Annotated in this window: 19 protein-coding genes; 5 read left to right on the plus strand and 14 right to left on the minus strand. The window is 62.7% G+C overall.

Annotation, left to right across the window (positions count from 1 at the left end):
• Nucleotides 1-219: 219 nt before the first annotated feature.
• The 9 genes from ACF8FG_RS09840 to ACF8FG_RS09880 form a co-directional block, all read right to left on the minus strand.
• Nucleotides 220-546, minus strand: a complete 327-nt coding sequence (locus ACF8FG_RS09840) for a DUF3392 domain-containing protein (protein WP_003249095.1) — start codon at nt 544-546, stop codon at nt 220-222.
• Between the two features lie 9 nt (nt 547-555).
• Nucleotides 556-1,731 carry a radical SAM family heme chaperone HemW gene (gene hemW / locus ACF8FG_RS09845; RefSeq protein WP_019439140.1) on the minus strand — a complete coding sequence of 392 codons (1,176 nt, stop codon included), beginning with the start codon at nt 1,729-1,731 and terminating at the stop codon, nt 556-558.
• The gene (gene rdgB / locus ACF8FG_RS09850) at nt 1,728-2,324 is read right to left on the minus strand and encodes an RdgB/HAM1 family non-canonical purine NTP pyrophosphatase (protein ID WP_010955642.1); all 597 of its coding nucleotides are present in this window, start codon (nt 2,322-2,324) and stop codon (nt 1,728-1,730) included. Before rdgB ends, hemW begins: the two co-directional genes overlap by 4 nt.
• On the minus strand, nt 2,321-2,755 hold the full coding sequence (locus ACF8FG_RS09855; protein WP_019439139.1) for a DUF4426 domain-containing protein: 435 nt from the start codon (nt 2,753-2,755) through the stop codon (nt 2,321-2,323). The genes rdgB and ACF8FG_RS09855 overlap by 4 nt, the downstream gene beginning before the upstream one ends.
• Before the next feature lie 22 nt (nt 2,756-2,777).
• Nucleotides 2,778-3,398 carry a methionine biosynthesis protein MetW gene (gene metW / locus ACF8FG_RS09860; RefSeq protein ID WP_003249106.1) on the minus strand — a complete coding sequence of 207 codons (621 nt, stop codon included), beginning with the start codon at nt 3,396-3,398 and terminating at the stop codon, nt 2,778-2,780.
• Nucleotides 3,399-3,405: 7 nt separating this feature from the next.
• On the minus strand, nt 3,406-4,545 hold the full coding sequence (locus tag ACF8FG_RS09865) for a homoserine O-acetyltransferase (RefSeq protein ID WP_014592723.1): 1,140 nt from the start codon (nt 4,543-4,545) through the stop codon (nt 3,406-3,408).
• 99 nt (nt 4,546-4,644) lie between these two features.
• On the minus strand, nt 4,645-5,235 hold the full coding sequence (locus ACF8FG_RS09870; protein WP_003249110.1) for a YggT family protein: 591 nt from the start codon (nt 5,233-5,235) through the stop codon (nt 4,645-4,647).
• Nucleotides 5,236-5,245: 10 nt separating this feature from the next.
• Nucleotides 5,246-6,064, minus strand: coding sequence for a pyrroline-5-carboxylate reductase (gene proC, locus ACF8FG_RS09875; RefSeq protein ID WP_014592722.1), 819 nt, complete (start codon nt 6,062-6,064; stop codon nt 5,246-5,248).
• A gap of 38 nt (nt 6,065-6,102) precedes the next feature.
• Nucleotides 6,103-6,789 carry a YggS family pyridoxal phosphate-dependent enzyme gene (locus ACF8FG_RS09880; protein ID WP_019439137.1) on the minus strand — a complete coding sequence of 229 codons (687 nt, stop codon included), beginning with the start codon at nt 6,787-6,789 and terminating at the stop codon, nt 6,103-6,105.
• A gap of 65 nt (nt 6,790-6,854) precedes the next feature.
• Here ACF8FG_RS09880 and ACF8FG_RS09885 point away from each other — a divergent pair, with 65 nt between their 5' ends.
• Nucleotides 6,855-7,853: a type IV pilus twitching motility protein PilT gene (locus tag ACF8FG_RS09885; RefSeq protein WP_014592720.1), complete on the plus strand. Its 999-nt coding sequence runs from the start codon at nt 6,855-6,857 to the stop codon at nt 7,851-7,853.
• 116 nt (nt 7,854-7,969) lie between these two features.
• On the opposite strand, the gene ACF8FG_RS09890 is transcribed toward ACF8FG_RS09885, so the two are convergent.
• On the minus strand, nt 7,970-8,593 hold the full coding sequence (locus ACF8FG_RS09890; protein ID WP_053867807.1) for a C40 family peptidase: 624 nt from the start codon (nt 8,591-8,593) through the stop codon (nt 7,970-7,972).
• Between the two features lie 166 nt (nt 8,594-8,759).
• On the opposite strand from ACF8FG_RS09890, the gene ACF8FG_RS09895 reads away from it, so the two are divergent.
• Complete coding sequence (locus tag ACF8FG_RS09895) at nt 8,760-9,179, plus strand: TM2 domain-containing protein (protein WP_014592718.1); 420 nt, start codon at nt 8,760-8,762, stop codon at nt 9,177-9,179.
• A gap of 90 nt (nt 9,180-9,269) precedes the next feature.
• Here ACF8FG_RS09895 and ACF8FG_RS09900 read toward each other — a convergent pair whose 3' ends face one another.
• The 3 genes from ACF8FG_RS09900 to ACF8FG_RS09910 form a co-directional block, all read right to left on the minus strand.
• On the minus strand, nt 9,270-9,968 hold the full coding sequence (locus tag ACF8FG_RS09900; RefSeq protein ID WP_014592717.1) for an SPOR domain-containing protein: 699 nt from the start codon (nt 9,966-9,968) through the stop codon (nt 9,270-9,272).
• A 1-nt stretch (nt 9,969) separates the two neighbouring features.
• Nucleotides 9,970-11,706, minus strand: coding sequence for an arginine--tRNA ligase (gene argS / locus ACF8FG_RS09905; protein WP_019439134.1), 1,737 nt, complete (start codon nt 11,704-11,706; stop codon nt 9,970-9,972).
• Between the two features lie 187 nt (nt 11,707-11,893).
• The gene (locus ACF8FG_RS09910) at nt 11,894-14,113 is read right to left on the minus strand and encodes a primosomal protein N' (protein ID WP_318077540.1); all 2,220 of its coding nucleotides are present in this window, start codon (nt 14,111-14,113) and stop codon (nt 11,894-11,896) included.
• A gap of 167 nt (nt 14,114-14,280) precedes the next feature.
• Between ACF8FG_RS09910 and rpmE the strand changes: the two genes are divergently transcribed.
• From rpmE to ACF8FG_RS09925, 3 genes are all read left to right on the plus strand, one after another.
• Complete coding sequence (gene rpmE, locus ACF8FG_RS09915) at nt 14,281-14,496, plus strand: 50S ribosomal protein L31 (RefSeq protein WP_003249127.1); 216 nt, start codon at nt 14,281-14,283, stop codon at nt 14,494-14,496.
• A 2-nt stretch (nt 14,497-14,498) separates the two neighbouring features.
• The gene (locus ACF8FG_RS09920; protein WP_267273555.1) at nt 14,499-15,320 is read left to right on the plus strand and encodes a thermonuclease family protein; all 822 of its coding nucleotides are present in this window, start codon (nt 14,499-14,501) and stop codon (nt 15,318-15,320) included.
• Between the two features lie 177 nt (nt 15,321-15,497).
• Entirely contained in the window at nt 15,498-16,766 is a 1,269-nt protein-coding gene (locus ACF8FG_RS09925; RefSeq protein WP_003249133.1) for a malic enzyme-like NAD(P)-binding protein, read from the plus strand.
• A 180-nt stretch (nt 16,767-16,946) separates the two neighbouring features.
• Here ACF8FG_RS09925 and ACF8FG_RS09930 read toward each other — a convergent pair whose 3' ends face one another.
• Nucleotides 16,947-19,397, minus strand: coding sequence for a penicillin-binding protein 1A (locus ACF8FG_RS09930; protein WP_392518756.1), 2,451 nt, complete (start codon nt 19,395-19,397; stop codon nt 16,947-16,949).
• Nucleotides 19,398-19,515 lie beyond the last annotated feature (118 nt).

Genomic DNA, 19,515 nt, shown 5'->3' on the forward strand with positions numbered 1-19,515 from the left:
CCCGCTCCTACAGTGGGCTGTGTCCAACCACCGATGTGTGTCCACCACCAATCTGTGTAGGAGCGGGTTTACCCGCGAATACGGTGGCGGCGGCAACGGTGAACGGCGGGTGGAAATTGGCCAGCAGGGCCGGCCTCCTCGCGGGTAAACCCGCTCCTACAGGCGGCTGCGCAGGTCTTTCAAATGTTGAGCAAGACAGTTGACCCAGGGGCCATTAGCTCAGCCGCGGCGATCCGCCACCACGCCAATCAACACCAGCACCACCAGCAACACAGGTGCCAGCGCATAGTTGTTGAACTGGCTCAGGCCTTTCACCACCCATGGCGTGGCATAGATCAGCGCAGCACCGCTGCCGATCATCACCATCAGCGCCATGAACGGCACGCGCAGGGCGCCGGCGAGGCCGCCCAGGCGTTGCTCGGCCCAGGCTTTGACATCGGTGCCGAACAGCACCAGCAGGCAGCCTACCAAGGCCAGTGAAATCTCCGACAGGTTGCTGCGGCTCCAGCGGGAAACCGTCGCGAGCAGATCAAGTACCAGATCCATGGGTCATCCTTAGGTCAAGAAATACTGCAGCAGGTCATTGAGGAACAACTGGCCCCTTGGGGTGGCCACCAGTCGATCCGGTTCGACCTGCAAAAGGCCTTTTTGTTCGGCGGCACGGCGTGCTTCCTGCAGCTGTGACAGTGGTAAGCCGGTGCGCTGGGTGAACAGTTCGGCTTCCACGCCATCGGTCAGGCGCAGGGCGTTCATCAGGAACTCGAACGGCAGTTCATCGACTGGCAGCAGCTTCTCGCCGGCCCTGAACGGCTTGGCCAGGTTCAGGTAGTCCTTGGGCAGGCGGGTCTTCCAGGTACGCAGAATGCGCCCGTCGGCGAAGGTGAGCTTGCCGTGGGCGCCGGCACCAATGCCGATGAAGTCGCCGAAGCGCCAGTAGTTGAGGTTGTGCTGGGCGGCGCGGCCTGCCTGGGCGTAGGCCGATACCTCGTACTGGCGGTAGCCGTGCTCGGCCATCAGCGCTTGGCCGGCTTCCTGAATATCCCAGAGGATGTCGTCTTCGGGCAGCTCTGGCGGCTGGTTCCAGAACACCGTGTTCGGTTCCACGGTCAGCTGATACCACGACAGGTGGGTCGGCCCCAGATCGATGGCCTGGCGCAGGTCACCCAGCGCGTCGTCCAGCGACTGGTCGGGCAGACCGTGCATCAGGTCCATGTTGAAATTGTCGAAACCGGCCGCGCGCGCCATGCCGGCGGCTCGAACCGCTTCGTCGCCATTGTGGATGCGCCCCAGAGCTTCCAGCTTGGCTGGCTGGAAGCTCTGCACACCGATAGAAAGACGATTGATGCCGGTCTGCCGGTAGGCCTTGAACTTGTCCTGCTCGAAGGTGCCCGGGTTGGCTTCCAGGGTAATTTCGATGTCTGGCGCAAACGGAATACGTTGCTCTACGCCACGCAGTAGCCGGCCAAGGGCGCTGGCACTGAACAGGCTTGGCGTACCGCCACCGAAGAAGATCGAGCTGATCGGGCGGCCTTGTACGGCAGCCAGTTCCTGGTCGAGGTCGTCGAGCAGGGCTGTGACGTAGGCATCTTCCGGTAGCTCAGGCCCGGCAGCGTGGGAGTTGAAGTCGCAATAAGGGCATTTGCGTACGCACCACGGAATGTGGATGTACAGCGCCAGCGGCGGCAGGCTGCTAAAGCCTGCCGCGCCGGGGGGCGACAGCATTTCGATCATGCCAGGCCCAGACGTTTGCGCAGCAGGGCCATGGCACGGGCGCGGTGGCTGAGCTGGTTCTTGTCTGCTGGGGCTAGATCGGCGCTGGAGCAGTTGCGCTCCGGTACCCAGAACAGCGGGTCGTAGCCAAAGCCCTGGTCGCCGCTGGCCTCGAACAGGATGCGCCCGTGCCACAGGCCTTCGCACAGGATCGGCAACGGGTCGTCGGCGTGGCGCACCAGCGCCAGAACGCAGACGAACTGTGCACTGCGCTCAGCTTCAGGCACGTCTTTCAAGGCCTCGAGCAGCTTGGCGTTGTTTGCCGCGTCACCTTTGCCATCGGCATAGCGCGCCGAGTAGATGCCCGGCGCGCCGCCGAGGAAGTCCACCGCCAGGCCAGAGTCATCGGCCAAGGCCGGCAGGCCGGAAATGCGGGCGGCATTGCGCGCCTTGAGGATGGCGTTCTCGACGAACGACAGGCCGGTTTCTTCCGGCTCCACCTGGCTGAACTCACCAATCGAGTGCAGCTGCACGGAATGGCCGAGCATGGCCTGGAGTTCCTTGAGTTTGCCGGCGTTGTGGCTGGCCAATACGAGTTGCTGGAAATTCATCATTCGCCTGGGAACACTTCCTGGTTGAAGCGGAGAGAGTTGCTGATGCCGCCGGTTTCGATGTTGAGGTCGAAGGTGACGGTTTCTGGCTGGTCGATCTTGAACTGGGCGATGTAGTACACCGCGCCCTGTTCGGTAATCTGCTTGAACGACAGCGGGCTGCTGCGCCCGGTCAGGTCCTTGATCGTGCCGCTGATCACCGCCGTGGCAGGTTTGCTGGCCTTGAGGACGGTAATGTTGAGCACGCCCTGGTTCTTGCTGCGAACCAGGCCGGTGGCCGCGGCCACCTCGGGTGTGAGCATGCTCGAGGTGAATGCGCTGTAGTGCACCGTCACGTCGCCAAATACCTCCTTGCGCTCGGGGCGTGCGGCATCGGCAGCCAGTACTGGCAGGGCCAGGCACAGGCTGATCAGGAACAGGGCTAGGCGACGCATGGGGCGATTCCTCCGGTGGGCGTCAGACCGCGAGCTGGTGCTCTTGCAGGCCCGGACTGCTGACGCGGTAGATGCCGATCTCACCTAGAAGATTAGGCCATAGCCGGCCACCCCACCCGTTGCGGTGCAAGTGGTCGACCGCCAGGCGGTCGAGTACCTTGGCTCGGCGTTCATGCACAAGTTCTTCGAAGTCGGCGAAGGTGCAGAAGTGGATGTTCGGCGTGTTGTACCAGGTATACGGCATGAAGTCCGATACCGGCATGCGGCCTTTGGTCGCCAGGTACCAGCGGCAGCGCCAGTGGCCGAAGTTGGGGAAGGTGATGATGCACTGACGGCCCACTCGCAGCATTTCGTCGAGGATGCGGTCGGGGTATTCCACGGCCTGCAGGGCTTGGGTCATGATCACCACGTCGAAGCTGTTGCTGGCGAAGTTGCCCAGGCCTTTGTCCAGGTCTTGTTCGATGACGTTGACGCCCTTGGCCACGCAGGCGGCGATATTGTCGGCGTCGATTTCCAGGCCATAGCCGGTGACCTGTTTGCGGTCACGCAGCGAGGCCAGCAGTTCGCCGCTACCGCAGCCCAGGTCGAGTACCCGGCTGCCGGCGGGGATCCAGTCGTGGATGATTTCCAGATCGGCTCTCATGCTGTCCTCAGATGGCAATGCGGTTCATGTAGTTCGAGAAACCCTGCATGTAGCGAGGTGTGGGGATCAGGAAGGCATCGTGCCCGTAGGGCGAATCGATCTCCAGGTAGCAGACGTTCTTGCGCGCGGCCATCAGCGCATCGACGATCTCGCGCGAACGGGCCGGAGAGAAGCGCCAGTCGGTGGTGAACGACATGATGCAGTAGTCTGCCTTGACGTGGGCCAGGGTGGCGGCCAGATCACCACCGTGCGTGGCGGCCGGGTCGAAATAGTCCAGTGCCTTGGTCATCAGCAGGTAGGTGTTGGCGTCGAAACGGCCGGAAAACTCCTCGCCCTGATAGCGCAGGTAGCTTTCGACCTGGAACTCGACGCTGTGGAAGTCGTAGTTGAGCTTGTCGCTTTTCAGCTCTCGGCCGAATTTTTCACCCATCGAATCATCGGACAGATAGGTAATGTGGCCGACCATGCGTGCCAGCATCAGGCCGCGCTTGGGGATCACGCCCTGGTCCTGGAACGAGCCGCCATGGAACTCAGGGTCGGTGAGAATGGCCTGGCGCGCCACCTCGTTGAAGGCGATGTTCTGCGCCGACAGCTTGGGCGCCGAGGCAATGTCGACGCAATGACGCACACGCTCGGGGTAGCTGATGGTCCATTGCAGTGCCTGCATGCCGCCAAGGCTGCCGCCGACGACAGCGGCCCATTGCTGGATGCCCAGGCGCTCGCCCAGGCGCACCTGGCTGTGTACCCAGTCCTCTACGGTCAGTACAGGGAAGTCGGCGCCATACGGTTTGCCGGTGGCCGGGTTGACGCTGCTGGGGCCGGTGCTGCCGTTGCAGCCGCCGAGGTTGTTCAGGCTGACCACGAAGAAGCGGTTGGTATCGATCGGTTTTCCGGGGCCGATGCAACTGTCCCACCAGCCCGGTTTGCGGTCGGTGGCGGCATGGTAGCCAGCGGCATGGTGGTGGCCGGACAGGGCATGGCAGATCAGCACGGCGTTGCTCGCGCTGGCGTTCAGGGTGCCATAGGTCTCGTAGACCAGTTCGTAACTGGCCAGTGAACGGCCACAGGCCAGTGCCAGCGGTTCATCGAACCGGGCGGTTTGCGGTACTACCAGACCGACGGAATCTTCGGGAAAGACAGTTGACATCGACCCTGCTCACGCTTGACGGAGGCGTAAGTCTAAAGAGCGCTACCCCCAGCGGCAAGCAAAGGCTTGCGACTGGGGGTACGCTGGCTCTGGCGAGCCTCAGATCATTCGCCACAGCTCTTGAGGCATGCCAGCGTAGGCGGCCAGCGGGGGCATGACAAACGACTGGACCACCTGGATCGCCAGGAAGGCGAAGATCGGCGAGATGTCCATGCCACCCAGATTTGGCACCAGGCGGCGGAACGGCGCCAGCACTGGCTCGCTGATCTGGTAGGCCAGTTCGGCCGCCGGGTTGTGGCTGTTGGGTGCAACCCAGGAAACGATCACCATGACGATCATCGCCACCCAGAAAATCTTCAGGAACAGCGAGGTGATGCCGATGATCGCCCACATCAGCAGGTGCAGGACGTCGCCGAAGGTACCGTAGGTGACCATCAGCACGAAGCCCATCAGCAAGGCCTGGATGACCACCGCCAGCAGTAGCGACGAGGTATCCAGCCCGCCAACGCTAGGGATGATCCGGCGGATCGGCTTGAGCAGCGGTTGGGTGGCACGAACGGCGAACTGGCACAGCGGGTTGTAGAAGTTGGCCTTGACCAGTTGCAGCACGAAGCGCAGCAGGACGATTACCAGGTAAAGGCTGACCAGGGTTTGCACCACGAAAATCGCGGCGCCTGACAGTGCATTCATCTAAGGCTCCTTATTTGCCCAGTTGTTCGGCCAGCTCGGCAGAGCGCGTGGCTGCAGCCTGCAGCGCCTGCTCGACGATGGCTTCGAAGCCGCTGGCCTGGAACGACTTGATCGCCGCTTCCGTGGTGCCGGCGGGCGAAGTGACGCGGCGGCGCAGTTCGGCGGCATCGACATCGCTTGCAACTGCCATGTGTGCGGCGCCCAGGGCCGTCTGCAAGGTCAGTTGGGAGGCCGTTTCACGTGGCAGGCCGAGTTTTTCGCCTGCTGCGGTCATGGCCTCGATCAGCAGGAAGAAGTACGCCGGGCCACTGCCGGACACAGCTGTCACGGCGTCCAATTGCGGTTCCTGCTCCAGCCACAGGGCGGTGCCCACGGCCGACAGCAGTTGTTCGGCCTGCTGACGCTGTTCGCCGGACACTTCAGCGGTGGCGTACAGGCCGCTTACGCCTTGGCGCAGCAATGCCGGGGTGTTGGGCATGCAGCGCACCACCGGGCGAGCGCCCACCCAGCTTTGCAGGCTGGCGCACGTGATGCCGGCGGCGATTGAAACGATCAGTTGGCCATCCTGCAGGTTGGGTTGCAGTGCCTGACATACGGTTTTCATGACTTGTGGCTTGACCGCCAGCACGATGACGTCAGCGCCATCGATGGCCTGGGCGTTGTCCTCGAAGGCTTCAATGCCGTGCTCGGCCTGGATGCGACTGCGGGTCTCGGCGCCCGGGTCGCTGGCGCGGATCTGCGAGGCGTCCAGGCCCTGGGCACGCAGACCACCGATCAGGCTGGCGGCCATGTTGCCGGCGCCGATAAAGGCAATACGTGTCTTGCTCATGTCAGGTCCTTGTGGAAAAGAGTGAGTGAAGCATGGAATCAGGTGTTGCCGTAGTCGCGGGCTCCGAACAGGGCCGTGCCAATTCGTACCCACGTCGCGCCCTGGGCGATGGCCGCTTCCAGGTCGTGGCTCATGCCCATGGACAGGGTGTCCAGGCCAAACCCCAGGCCTTCCTGCAACTTGCGCAGGCTGGCGAAGGCGGCCTCCTGGGTGGCGCGGTCTTCGGTGGGTTCCGGGATTGCCATCAGCCCGCGCAGGCGCAGGTTGGGCAGTGCGGCTACGGCTTTGGCCAACGCGGGTAGGTCGGCCGGGGTGCAGCCGGATTTACTGTCTTCGCCGCTGACGTTCACCTGCAGGCAGATGTTCAGCGGCGCCAGCCCGGCAGGGCGTTGTTCCGACAGACGTTGGGCAATTTTCAGGCGGTCCACGGAATGCACCCAGTCGAAATGCTCGGCGATGGCTTTGGTCTTGTTCGACTGAATGGGGCCGATGAAGTGCCAGATCAAGGGCAAGTCGCTGAGGGCCTGCTGCTTTGTCAGTGCTTCCTGTAGGTAATTCTCCCCGAAGTCGTGCACACCGGCGGCATGGATCTCGCGGATAGCGCTGGCGGGCTTGGTCTTGCTCACGGCCAGCAACTGGACGCTGGCCGGATCACGCCCGACTGCCTGGGCAGCACTGGCGATACGGGCGGAAATCGCGGAAAGGTTGTCTGCTAGGGTGGACATGGATCGATGCCGGCAGCTGTAGGGTCTGCGGCATTCTACCTGCTTGAAGGCCTTTGGGGAGTCTCATGGATGTGACCGACCTGTTGGCCCGAGCTGTGGATGCGGGGGCTTCAGACCTGCACCTGGCGACGGGCCAGATTCCGATGCTGCGCCTGGATGGCGAGTTGCAGCGTATGGGCTTGCCGCCCTTGAGCCAGGGGGCCTTGATCGAGGGCATGGCGAGCGTGCTGGATGACGACCAGCGCCGGCAGTGGGCCCAAGACGATGAAATGGACCTTGCGCTGGAATTGCCGGCGCTTGGGCGCTTTCGGCTGAACCTGTTTCGCCAGTTGAATGGCCCGTCGGTTACCTTTCGGTTGATTCCGGGGCGCATTGCGACGGTGAGTGAGCTGGACCTTGTGGATGTGTTTCAATCTGTTGCGCAATGCCGAGATGGTTTGATCCTCGTGGGCGGGCCGACCGGCAGTGGCAAGTCCAGTACCCTGGCAACGCTGCTCGACCAGCTGAACCGCGAGCGGGCACTGCACATCATTACCCTGGAGGACCCTGTCGAAGTCATCCATGCCAGCCAGCGCAGCCTGGTCAACCAGCGTGAGATGGGGCGCCATAGTCGCGGCTTTGCTCAGGGGCTGCGCAGTGCGCTGCGCCAGGACCCGGACGTGATCATGATCGGCGAGTTGCGCGACCTGGAAACCATTCGCCTGGCCCTGCGCGCGGCCGAAACCGGGCACCTGGTGCTGGCAACCGTGCACGCGCGTTCGGCGACCAGCTGCATCGACAGGTTGGTGGAGGTTTTTGCTGCCGAGGAAAAGCCGTTGGTGCGGGCGATGCTGGCCGAGTCGCTGCGCCTGGTGGTCACGCAGGTGCTGGTCAGGCGCGTGGGGGGTGGGCGGGTGGCTGCGCGGGAAGTGCTGGTGGCGACGCCGGCGGTGCGTAACCTGGTTCGGGAGGGGCGGTTGGCGCAGTTGTCTTCGGTGATGCAGGGCGGGGCAGCGGAGGGGATGCGGACGATGGAGGGGGCGTTGCGGAGGCTGAGGGAGCGAGGGCTGATCAAAGGCTTGTAGTACCTGCAAAGGCCCTTTCGCGGGCGCGCCCGCTGCCACGCTGCCCGCGAGAGCGACGCGGTACCTGTGGGAGCGGGCGTGCGCGAAGGGGCCGGTACCGGATAGCGCCGATCAGATTAACGCTTGGCCAGACTCAGCTGCTGCTCTTTCGGCAGCACCCGCTTGGCCACCACGTAGTGCTTCTGCCAGTAAGGCTTGCTCAAGGTGTCGATACTCACCCGCTTGCCACGGCGTGGAGCGTGGATGAAGCGGTCGTTACCCAGGTAGATGGCTACGTGATTGACCCGACGGCTCTTGATGTTGAAGAAGATCAGGTCGCCAGGCTTCAGGTCACCCTTGGCCACCTTCACTCCGTGGCCCTGGGCCATGGCATTGGAGGTGCGCGGCAGGTCGACGTCGGCGACGTCGTTGAAGGCGTATTTGACCAGCCCGCTGCAGTCAAAGCCTTTTTTCGGGCTGCTGCCGCCCCAAACATAAGGAGTACCGAGCACATTTACCGCACGGCTGAGCACATCGCTGCTTTGCTTTGGCGACATGGCGGCGACATTCGCACCGCGGCTGATGGCGGTATTGCTTGGGCGGGCGCGTAGCGCAGTCTGTTTGACTGGTGCGCGTTTCACCGAGGCGTTGGTCGTGTAGCCGGTGAAACCATTGGGAAGACGTTGCTCACGATTGGTGGCGTGGGCGGCCAGGGGCAATAATAGGCAGAGGGTCAGCCATGTCTTGATCAAAGGCGGCATAGATGAAGCTCTTATGAATAGTTATGTGTTGGGCGCGCAACTTTATAACAGCTTTTTGATCAGTTATTGATCCGTTGGTCGATTGCCCAGGTGCCGTATGTCGGCTTGCGACGAGAAAGTCACATTTTTTCTTAGAAAATTTTCGGATAACCCACAGGGGCTATGAATGAACAGTTATCAACAGGGGGCGCCCTTTCACGACACCCACAGCAAAACCATTGGCTACCTGCTGTGGATTTTCGGCTTCACCGGTTCCCATCGTTTCTATTACGGCAGGCCGATTACCGGGACCATCTGGTTCTTCACCTTGGGCTTGCTGGGCATTGGTTGGTTGATCGACCTGTTCCTGATCCCGTCCATGGACCGTGAAGCCGACCTGAGGTTTCAATCGGGGCGTATCGACTACAACATCGCCTGGATTCTGCTGACCTTCCTGGGGGTGTTTGGCCTGCACCGGCTGTATCAGGGCAAGTGGATCACCGCGATCATCTACTTCTTTACCGGCGGATTGTTCCTGGTGGGGGTGCTGTATGACTTCTGGACGCTGAACAGCCAGGTGTCCGAAAGGAATGCGGGGCGGGGTTGACGGTAGTGGGGCTGCTTTGCAGCCCCTTAACGGGTAATGCTGTCCATGTAAAGAAGGCCTTGTCGCACCGCTGCGGCAAGGCCTTCTTCGTTACTGACGGGTCTGCCGCTGTTGCAGCAACAGGTTGCTGAACCCGGCCCCAGCCAGCTGCTTCTGTGCCCCGGTCAACTGCTCGCGGTTGCTGAACGGCCCGACCAGCACGCGGTACCAGGTTTCTTCCTTGACCGTGCCTGACTCCACTTTCACAGACTGACCCAGCAGGATGATCTGTGCCCGTACCTTGTCGGCATCGGCCTGCTTGCGGAACGAGCCGGCCTGAAGGAAGTACTGCGTGGTCGCCGCCGGCTTGATCACGGGTGGTGGCGGTGGCGGGGTCTGGCCGAGCAACGCTGCCTGGGCCCTTGCCGTGTCGATTTTCGCCGCTTCTGCTGGTGTCACCGGGGTTACCGGCTGGGCCGGCACCGGTGGGGTTTTCTCCGGTACGGCTTCCGGCGGCACGATCACCTCAGACTCCGGCAGCAGGGTGTAGAAGTCATACTTCGGCTTCACCGGCTGTTGCGCAGTAGCTTGCGCGGGCTTGCCGGCTTCGGCCGCTTTCGCCGGCTTCTCCTGCTCGGGCTTGGTGCGCTTGATGTCATCGCCACCGGGTTCGAGCTTCATCAGGAACACGATGAACGCGCCTACGGTCAGGCCGACCGCCAGCCATACCCAGCCGGGGATCGGCTGTTTGGCCGGTGCCGTCTGGCGGCTGGCGCCGCGTTTCGGGGCAGGTTTTTTCTTGGCAGCCAACTTACATGCGCTCCAGGGTTTCCAGGCCGAGCAGTTCCAGACCTTGTTTGAGGGTGCGGCCAGTCAGGGCGGCCAGGCGCAGCCGGCTCTGCTGCTGCGAAGGGGTTTCGGCGGCGAGGATCGGGCAGTTCTCGTAGAAGCTGGAGAACAGGCCGGCCAAGTCGTACAGGTAGCTGCACAGCACGTGCGGCGTGCCTTTTTCGGCGACGTTGTTGAGGATTTCGCCAAACTGCGCCAGGCGCGCGGCCAAGTCCTGCTCGTGGGCAGCTTGCAGCACGATTTTGCCGTCGACTTCGTCAAAGCCTTTGCCCAGCTTGCGGAACACGCCGGCTACGCGGGTGTAAGCGTACAGCAGGTAAGGCGCGGTGTTGCCTTCGAAGTTGAGCATCAGCTCGAAGTTGAAGCTGTAGTCGCTGGTGCGGTGCTTGGACAGGTCGGCGTATTTCACCGCGCCAATGCCCACCACCTCGCCGATGTGGCGCAGTTCGTCGTCTGCCAGGCTCGGGTTCTTTTCCTTGACCAGCGCGTAGGCGCGCTCCTTGGCCTCGGTGAGCAGGTCGATCAGCTTCACGGTGCCGCCGTCACGGGTCTTGAACGGGCGGCCGTCGGCGCCGTTCATGGTGCCGAAGCCCATGTGCTCCATTTGCATCGGGTGGCCGACGAAGCCAGCGCGGCGGGCCACTTCGAACACCTGATTGAAGTGCAGGGCCTGGCGCTGGTCGACAAAGTAAAGAGCGCGGTCAGCCTTCAACACGTTGCTGCGGTAACGCACGGCAGCCAGGTCGGTGGTGGCGTACAGATAGCCGCCGTCAGCCTTCTGCACGATTACCGGCAGGGGGTCGCCTTCGCTGTTCTTGAACTCGTCGAGGAACACGCATTGGGCGCCCTGGTCTTCGACCAGCAGGCCCTTGGCCTTGAGGTCGGCCACCACGTTGGCCAAGTCGTCGTTGTAGGCACTTTCGCCCATCACGTCGGCCATGGTCAGCTTGACGTTGAGCAGCTCGTAGGTCTTCTGGCAGTGTGACAGCGAGATGTCCTTGAAGCGTGTCCAAAGGGCCAGGCACTCGGGGTCACCGGCTTGCAGCTTGACCACCAGGCCGCGGGCGCGAGTGGCGAACTCCTCCGATTCATCGAAGCGTTTCTTCGCCGCGCGGTAGAAGTTTTCCAGGTCCGACAGCTCGTCGCTGGTGATCGGGTTTTCCTGCAGGTAGGCCATCAGCATGCCGAACTGGGTACCCCAGTCGCCGACGTGGTTCTGGCGGATGACGTTGTCGCCCAGGAACTCCAGCACGCGCGCAACGCTGTCGCCGATGATGGTCGAGCGCAGGTGGCCGACGTGCATTTCCTTGGCCAGGTTGGGTGCCGACATGTCGATCACCACCTTTTGCGCCGGGCCGGCTTTGCGTGCACCCAGGTGGGCGTCGGCCAGGGCGGCATCCAGGCGGTTGGCCAGGGCGTCGGTGTTCTGGAAGAAGTTAAGGAAGCCGGGGCCTGCAATCTCCACCTTGCTGATGTCGGCGCTGGCCGGCAGGGCGTTGATCAGTTTTTCGGCGAGGTCGCGCGGCTTCATGCCGGCCGGCTTGGCCAGCATCATGGCGATGTTGCTGGCGAAGTCGCCGTGGGTCTTGTCCCGGGCGTTTTCCACCTGGATCGCCGGCGACAGCCCTTCAGGCAGCACACCGTCGGTGACGAGTTGGGTGAGGGCTTGCTGGATCAGCTGGCGAATGGTGTCTTTCATGGGGATCTCTTTTCGACCGCAAGCGCGGTGAGCGCCTGGATGCGCAGGTGGAAAAACTGGGCATTATCCGTTGCCGGGAGCAGGTTGCCAACCTTTGGGCGGCAAGCTGGGGGCCACAAGCGGCAAGAAAAAGCGGCATCGCACCCGCCCGGCGCTTGCTTACGGCTGGTCACTCGCAGCTTGTAGATCAATACAGGTCTACCGGGTCGACATCCAGCGACCAGCGCACCTGGCGCCCGCTCGGCAACTGTTCCAACACTAGCAACCAGGCGCTGATCAGTCGATGCAACGGCGCCCGGGTATTGGCCTGTATCAACAATTGTGCGCGGAATCGTCCGGCGCGGCGCTCCATGGGCGCCGGTACCGGGCCCAGCAGTTCGATGCCCGGCAGGTGCTGTTCGGCCACCAGGCGCTCGGCGGCGGCACAGGCTTCGTCGAGGAAACCTTCGGCCTGCCCCGGCTTGTGTGCTTCGGCACGCAGCAAGGCCAGATGCGAGTAGGGCGGCAGCCCGGCGGCTCGGCGTTCGTCCAGGGCCTGTTCGGCGAAGGCGAAGTAGCCTTGCTCGGTTAGCTGGACCAGCAGTGGGTGGTCGGCCAGATGGGTCTGAATGATGACCTTGCCGGGCTCTTCGGCCCGCCCGGCCCGCCCGGCCACCTGTACGATAAGTTGTGCCATGCGTTCGCTGGCGCGGAAGTCGCCGGAAAACAGCCCGCCATCGGCATCAAGGATGGCCACCAGGGTCACCCGCGGGAAGTGGTGGCCCTTGGCGAGCATCTGGGTGCCGACGAGGATGCTCGGCTGGCCGCGCTGGATAGTGCTGAACAGGTTGTGCATGGCGTCCTTGCGCGCCGTGCTGTCGCGGTCCACGCGCAGGATCGGGTAATCCGGGAACAGCAGATTCAGGCGCTCTTCGGCGCGCTCGGTACCGGCACCGACCGGGCGCAGGTCGACGTGGTTGCATTGCGGGCACTGGTGCGGCAGGCGTTCGTCATAGCCACAGTGGTGGCAGCGCAGCACGCCGGAGCGCTGGTGCACGGTCATGCGTGCATCGCAGCGTGGGCATTCGGACAGCCAGCCGCAATCGTGGCACAGCAAGGTTGGGGCAAAGCCGCGGCGGTTGAGGAACACCAGCACTTGTTGGCCAGCCTCCAGGGTCTGTCGGATAGCCTGCTGCAGCGGGCCGCTGATGCCGCTGTCCAGTGGCAGGCTCTTCACATCAAGGCGCAGCATGCGCGGCGGGCGTGCCCCTCCGGCGCGTTGGTTCATACGCAGCAGGCGGTAGCGGCCGGTCAGGGCGTTATGCAGGGTTTCCAGCGACGGTGTGGCGGAGCCGAGCAGGATCGGGATGTTCTCCTGGTGAGCGCGGACCAGCGCCAGGTCGCGGGCGTGGTACCGCAGGCCTTCCTGCTGTTTATAGGAGCCGTCGTGCTCTTCGTCGATGATGATCAGGCCGGGGTTTTTCATCGGCGTGAACAATGCCGAGCGGGTGCCGATGATGATATCGGCCTCGCCGTCCCGTGCCGCCAGCCAGGCATCCAGGCGTTCGCGGTCGTTCACCGCAGAGTGCAGCAGGGCAATGCGCGCGTTGAAGCGTTGCTCGAAGCGGGCCAGGGTTTGCGGGCCGAGGTTGATCTCCGGGATCAGCACCAGCGCCTGCTTGCCGGCTTCCAGGGTTTCGCGGATCAGTTGCAGGTAGACCTCGGTCTTGCCACTGCCGGTGACGCCGGCCAGCAAGAACGCGCCGAAACCGCCAAAACCCTCGCACACGGCGTCGAAGGCTTCGCGTTGCTCTTCGTTGAGCGGCAGTTCCGGCTGTGCCAGCCAGTGCTCATGACGTAGTGCCGGCAAGTGGCGGCGCGTCTCGATCTGTACCAGGTCCTTGGCCAGCAGCAGGTCGAGGCTGTCCTTGTTCAGGTTGAGTTTGGCCAGCAGGCTGTGGGCCACGCCGTGCGGGTGCTGAGCCAGGGTCTTGAGTGCGTCGCGCTGGCGCGGCGCGCGGGCGATGCGCGGGTCTTCCAGGCGGGCGCCAGGGGCTATGTGCCAGAAGCGTTCCTGGCGCATTTCGGCGGCTTCGCCCTGGCGCAGTAGCGTGGGCAGCGCCCAGCTCAGGGTATCGCCCAGGCTGTGCTGGTAGTACTGGGCGGTCCACAGGCACAGCTTGAACAGCGACGCGGGGATGGGGGACACCGGGTCGAGCAGGGCGCTGGCAGGCTTCAGTTTGTCGGCGGGCACTTCGCTCTGCGTGCACACCTCTATCAGCACGCCGATCATTTCGCGGCGGCCAAAGGGCACGCGAATGCGCATGCCAGGGGTCAAGGTCAGGCGCGCCATGCTCGCCGGCGCCTTGTAGTCGAACAGGCGCCGCAGCGGAGAGGGCAGGGCAAGGCGCAGGATGACGTCGGACACGCGGAAAGTCTCGGAGGGCGTTACAAGGACTGGCGAGCCTAGCAGACGACGGTCGGTGCAAGCGACATCTTGCGCTGACGGTGTGCTCTGGTATTATTCGCCGCCTAATTACGTGCGGTATTCAACAATTGGTGTTGGGTGGCGGCACGCAGCTCGAGGAAGTGACCATGAAAGAAGGTATCCACCCGAACTACGAAGTAGTTGCAGTCACCTGCAGCTGCGGTAACAAGTTCGAAACTCGTTCGACCCTGGGCAACGTCCTGTCGATCGACGTTTGCAACCTGTGCCACCCGTTCTACACCGGTAAGCAGAAAGTTCTGGACACCGGTGGTCGCGTACAGAAGTTCGCCGATCGCTTCGGCATGTTCGGTGCCAAGAAGTAATCATGCGCATGGCGAATCCTTCGGGTTTCGCATTGTTGCTGAAGAAGGCGTCCCTTGTGGGCGCCTTTTTTGTGGGCGCAATCTGGCATTTCCCGGTCCTGGCGTTCTGCCCACTGCCGGATAAGCCCCAATGGGTAGCGGTACGACAGGTGGTTGATGGCGACACCTTGCGTCTGGTCGATGGCCGCAGTGTGCGGCTGATCGGTATCAATGCCCCGGAAATGGGTCGCAAGGGACGTACCAGTGAGCCCTATGCCGAAGCTGCCAGGCGGCGATTGCAGGCCTTGGTCAAGGCCAATGATGATCGCGTCGGGCTGGTGCCTGGTATTGAAGGTAAAGACAAGTACGGTCGCACACTGGCGCACATCTACAGCCGCAATGGCGACAATCTGGAAGCGCAATTGCTTAGCGAGGGCTTGGGCTACCGCGTGGCTATTGCCCCTAATGTACGTCTCAGCGGTTGCCAGCAGCGTGCCGAACAAGCTGCGCGCCAGGCTGGCGTTGGCCTGTGGCGGCATTCGCCCGTAGTGGCTGCAGGCAATGTCAGGCAGTCAGGTTTCGCTGTTGTGCGTGGTCGTATCGAAGGTATCGAGCGAAATCGTGGTGGGGTCTGGCTGCCACTGGGCAGTACCCTGGTGCTGCAGGTTCCCGCTCGTCTGCAGCGCAACTTCCCCGCCAGCTTCTTCGATAACCTCAAGGGACGCCAGGTCGAAGCGCGCGGCTGGGTGCTGGATCGTTCCCGCAGGGGTGGCCTCAAGCCCGGGCAGCGACGCTGGGTGTTGCCATTGACCGACCCGAGCATGTTGGAGCGCATTTCAGGCTAAAATATGTAGACATTTCGCTACTAGATTGTACACACTGTTGGTCGTATGCCCCGTGGGTTGTAGCGTAAAGTCGTAGGCTAAAGGCCTTGACACAAGTGACCGGCCAGTCTTGTGGCTCCCCGGCTCTTTGCGTATCCTCGGCGGTCCGTCAGAACAGTAAATAGCGGAATGCCCACCATGTCAGACCTGAAAACCGCCGCTCTCGAATATCACGCTCAACCTCGTCCGGGGAAACTGAGCGTTGAACTCTCCAAGCCCACTGCCACCGCCCGTGACCTCGCCCTGGCCTACAGCCCAGGTGTTGCAGAGCCGGTGCGCGAAATTGGCCGTGATCCAGAGCTGGCTTACAAATACACCGGCAAAGGCAACCTGGTTGCGGTGATTTCCGATGGCACTGCCATCCTCGGTCTGGGTGACCTCGGCCCACTGGCTTCCAAGCCGGTCATGGAAGGCAAGGGTGTTCTGTTCAAGCGTTTCGCCGGTATCGATGTGTTCGACATCGAAGTCGAATCGGAAAGCCCGCAAGCGTTCATCGACACCGTTCGCCGCATTTCGATCACCTTCGGTGGCATCAACCTTGAAGACATCAAGGCTCCTGAGTGCTTTGAGATCGAACGTACCCTGATCGAACAGTGCGACATCCCGGTGTTCCACGATGACCAGCACGGTACTGCCATCGTGACTGCCGCCGGCATGATCAACGCCCTGGAAATCGCTGGCAAGAAACTGGAAGACGCCAAGATCGTCTGCCTGGGCGCCGGCGCTGCTGCCATTTCCTGCATGAAGCTGCTGGTAAGCATGGGTGCGAAGGTCGAGAACATCTTCATGATCGACCGTAGTGGCGTGATCCACGCTGGCCGTGACGACCTGAACCAGTACAAGGCGCAGTTCGCCCACGCGACCGACAAGCGCACCCTGGCCGACGCCCTTGACGGTGCCGACGTATTCGTAGGTCTGTCTGGCCCGAACCTGCTGAGCCCGGAAGGCCTGAAGTCGATGGCTGCCAACCCGATCGTGTTCGCTTGCTCGAACCCGGACCCGGAAATCTCGCCAGAGCTGGCGCATGCCACTCGCAACGACGTGATCATGGCTACTGGTCGTTCCGACTACCCGAACCAGGTCAACAACGTACTGGGCTTCCCGTTCATCTTCCGTGGTGCTCTGGACGTTCGCGCCAAGCGTATCAACGAAGAAATGAAGATCGCTGCCGCTATCGCCCTGAAAGACCTGGCCAAGCTGCCAGTGCCTAAGGAAGTTTGCGAAGCCTATGGTGTTGAAGGCCTGGAGTTCGGCCGTGAGTACATCATTCCGAAGCCGCTGGATGCACGCTTGATCACCGTCGTTTCCGATGCTGTGGCCAAGGCTGCCATCGAATCCGGCGTGGCTACCCTGCCTTATCCGAAGCACTACCCGCTGACCAGCGTGGATGAAGTGTTCAACGGCTGATTGCCACAAGCGACATAAAAAGCCCCGGCTCGCATGAGCCGGGGCTTTTTGTTGGGGCTTGGGAATGTGTCAGGGCTGCAAGGTGTTCGTCAGGGCGCTTGTGGCGCCTATCAGATCGAGCGCCGCCCGCGCGGCGCTCGATTCACGCGTCCACGCAAAACCTGAGTCAGGCGCCCTGCCTTAAAACAGGTCCATCGGTGTCGCTTCATCGGCTGGCAGCGGGCTGCCCGGTACCGCGCCATTGCCCAGTTCGTTCACCGACGGCGGCGAGTCTTCGGCTTTGAACAGCTCGAAGTAGGCATTTGGTGTGCTCGGCGATGCTGCGCGCCCACTGACCGGGTCGACGCGCAAGCTGAGAATGCCTTCCGGCTCTGCCGGGGCATGCGCAGGCTTGTCCTTGAGCGCTGCGCCCATGAAACTTATCCAGATCGGCAGTGCCGCGGTCCCACCATATTCGCGGCGGCCGAGGGTTTCCGGCTGATCGAAGCCGACCCAAACGGTCGTTACGTAATCGGCGTTGTAACCGGAGAACCAGGCGTCCTTGGATTCGTTGGTCGTACCCGTCTTGCCCGCCAGGTCGGTGCGGCCCAAGGCCAGCGCCCGGCGGCCGGTGCCGCGCTTGATCACGTCCTGCAGCATGCTGGTGAGAATGTAGGTGGTACGCCCGTCGATGATTTGTTCAGCCACTGCCGGCGCTTGCGATGCCGCGGCCACCTGGCTGAAGGCAGAAGGTGCCTCGCCTGGCATGGCCGCAGTGCTGATTGGCTGCTCGGGTGCGGCCAGGCCCGCCTGGTCTTCGGCACCTTGCGGTACGCGGGCCGGGTTGGCGGTGAACAGTGTCTCGCCGCTGCGGCTCTCGATGCGCTCGATCAGGTACGGGGTGATCTTGTACCCACCGTTGGCAAAGGTGCTCCAGCCGGTGGCGATTTCCATCGGGGTCAGGGTGGCGGTGCCCAGGGCCAGCGACAGGTTGCGCGGCAGGTCCTGTTTGTTGAAGCCGAACTTGGCGATGTAGTCGATGGTGCGGTCCACGCCCATGGCTTGCAGCAGGCGGATCGACACCAGGTTACGTGACTTGTACAGCGCCTCACGCATGCGGATAGGGCCGAGGAAGGTGTTGGTATCGTTCTTCGGTCGCCACACTTTATCCACTGACTCGTCAACGAACACGATCGGCGCATCGTTGACCAGGCTGGAAGCGGTGTAGCCGCTGTCCAGCGCGGCGCTGTAGATGAATGGTTTGAAACTTGAGCCCGGTTGGCGCTTGGCCTGCACGGCGCGGTTGTAGTTGCTCTGCTCGAACGAGAAACCGCCGACCAGGGCGCGGATGGCGCCGCTGTTCGGGTCGAGGGTGACCAGGGCGCTCTGCGCAACGGGCACCTGGCTGAACTTCAATGTGCCATCGTCAAGGCGTTGCAGGCGCACCAGGTCACCGACCTGGGCCACGTCGGCCGGCGACTGCGGCGAACGGCCCTGGGCGTTGTTGTTGATGAACGGGCGCGCCCATTTCATGGTGTCCCAGGCAACCTGCGCCTCTTGGCCGTCACGGGTCAGCACCTTGAGGCCGGTGTGTTCCACCTGGGTGACAATGGCTGGCTCCAGGCCGCCAAGGGTGCGTTGCTTGCCCAGCTCCTGCAGCCACGCTGCCTGGGTGCGGCCCGGGAAGCGTGCTTCAGGGCCACGGTAGCCGTGGCGCTCATCGTAATCGGAGAGGCCCTTGAGGACGGCCTTGTTGGCCATTTCCTGCATGTCGCTAGGCACGGTGGTCGTGACGCGGAAGCCTTCGGTGTAGGCGTCGCTGCCGTAGCGGCCGACCATTTCCGCGCGGGCCATTTCGGCAATGTACGGGGCATTCACCTCAGGCGTCGGCACGTGATAGCTGGCGTTGAGCGGCTCGGCCAGAGCGGCCTCGTAGCTGGCCTGGTCGATCTTGCCCAGCTTGTACATGCGTCCGAGGATCCAGTCGCGGCGCTCTTTGGCGCGCACCGGGTTGGCCAGCGGGTTGAAGCGCGACGGTGCCTTGGGCAGGCCGGCGATCATCGCCATCTGCGCCAGGCTCACGTCACGGATGGACTTGCCGTAGTACACCTGCGCAGCTGCATCGATACCGTAGGCCCGGTTGCCCAGGTAGATCTTGTTCACGTACAGCTCGAGGATTTCGTCCTTGGTCAGCTCACGCTCGATCTGCAGGGCCAGCAGGATCTCGTTGGTCTTGCGTGAGAAGCTGCGCTCGCTGGTGAGAAAGAAGTTCTTCGCCACCTGCATGGTGATGGTGCTGCCGCCGGTCTGGATATGACCGGTTTTCACCAGCTGGGTTGCTGCGCGCATCAGGCTGCTGGGGTCGACACCGTAGTGGTTGAGGAAATTGTCGTCCTCTGCTGACAGCAGCGCCTGAATGAATTGTGGGGGAATTTCCGCGAAGCGGATCGGCGAGCGGCGCATTTCGCCGAATTCGGCAATCAGCTTGCCATCGCTGCTGTACACCCTGAGGGGGATCTGCAACTGGATGCTTCTGAGGGACTCGACCGAGGGCAGGCTGGGACTAAGATACAGAAACGCACCGCTCACACCGAGTACGAGCGCGCAGATGACTGCGACGGAAGACCACCAGAAGAACTTCAGCAGACGTATCAAGGCTTTTCGGTGTCCAGGTTGGGAGTGGATTGCACGCAGGTCCGGTGGACCAAAAAACGCTGGGCATTATAAGCATTTTTCGCCTTTCCGGGTGACCGGCCAGGCTACTCGTCGA

The sequence above is a fragment of the Pseudomonas sp. YQ_6 genome, assembly GCF_043103245.1.
GTDB lineage: Bacteria > Pseudomonadota > Gammaproteobacteria > Pseudomonadales > Pseudomonadaceae > Aquipseudomonas > Aquipseudomonas alloputida.

Excerpts from the sequence above, each read along its gene's own strand:
- ACF8FG_RS09865 (WP_014592723.1), bottom strand. The coding sequence starts at position 4,545 with ATGTCAACTGTCTTTCCCGAAGATTCCGTCGGTCTGGTAGTACCGCAA.
- ACF8FG_RS09890 (WP_053867807.1), bottom strand. The coding sequence starts at position 8,593 with ATGCCGCCTTTGATCAAGACATGGCTGACCCTCTGCCTATTATTGCCC.
- rdgB (WP_010955642.1), bottom strand. The coding sequence starts at position 2,324 with ATGATGAATTTCCAGCAACTCGTATTGGCCAGCCACAACGCCGGCAAA.
- ACF8FG_RS09870 (WP_003249110.1), bottom strand. The coding sequence starts at position 5,235 with ATGAATGCACTGTCAGGCGCCGCGATTTTCGTGGTGCAAACCCTGGTC.
- ACF8FG_RS09925 (WP_003249133.1), top strand. The coding sequence starts at position 15,498 with ATGTCAGACCTGAAAACCGCCGCTCTCGAATATCACGCTCAACCTCGT.
- metW (WP_003249106.1), bottom strand. The coding sequence starts at position 3,398 with ATGAGAGCCGATCTGGAAATCATCCACGACTGGATCCCCGCCGGCAGC.
- ACF8FG_RS09880 (WP_019439137.1), bottom strand. The coding sequence starts at position 6,789 with ATGTCCACCCTAGCAGACAACCTTTCCGCGATTTCCGCCCGTATCGCC.
- ACF8FG_RS09885 (WP_014592720.1), top strand. The coding sequence starts at position 6,855 with ATGGATGTGACCGACCTGTTGGCCCGAGCTGTGGATGCGGGGGCTTCA.
- proC (WP_014592722.1), bottom strand. The coding sequence starts at position 6,064 with ATGAGCAAGACACGTATTGCCTTTATCGGCGCCGGCAACATGGCCGCC.
- ACF8FG_RS09855 (WP_019439139.1), bottom strand. The coding sequence starts at position 2,755 with ATGCGTCGCCTAGCCCTGTTCCTGATCAGCCTGTGCCTGGCCCTGCCA.
- hemW (WP_019439140.1), bottom strand. The coding sequence starts at position 1,731 with ATGATCGAAATGCTGTCGCCCCCCGGCGCGGCAGGCTTTAGCAGCCTG.
- rpmE (WP_003249127.1), top strand. The coding sequence starts at position 14,281 with ATGAAAGAAGGTATCCACCCGAACTACGAAGTAGTTGCAGTCACCTGC.
- ACF8FG_RS09895 (WP_014592718.1), top strand. The coding sequence starts at position 8,760 with ATGAACAGTTATCAACAGGGGGCGCCCTTTCACGACACCCACAGCAAA.
- ACF8FG_RS09920 (WP_267273555.1), top strand. The coding sequence starts at position 14,499 with ATGCGCATGGCGAATCCTTCGGGTTTCGCATTGTTGCTGAAGAAGGCG.
- ACF8FG_RS09840 (WP_003249095.1), bottom strand. The coding sequence starts at position 546 with ATGGATCTGGTACTTGATCTGCTCGCGACGGTTTCCCGCTGGAGCCGC.
- argS (WP_019439134.1), bottom strand. The coding sequence starts at position 11,706 with ATGAAAGACACCATTCGCCAGCTGATCCAGCAAGCCCTCACCCAACTC.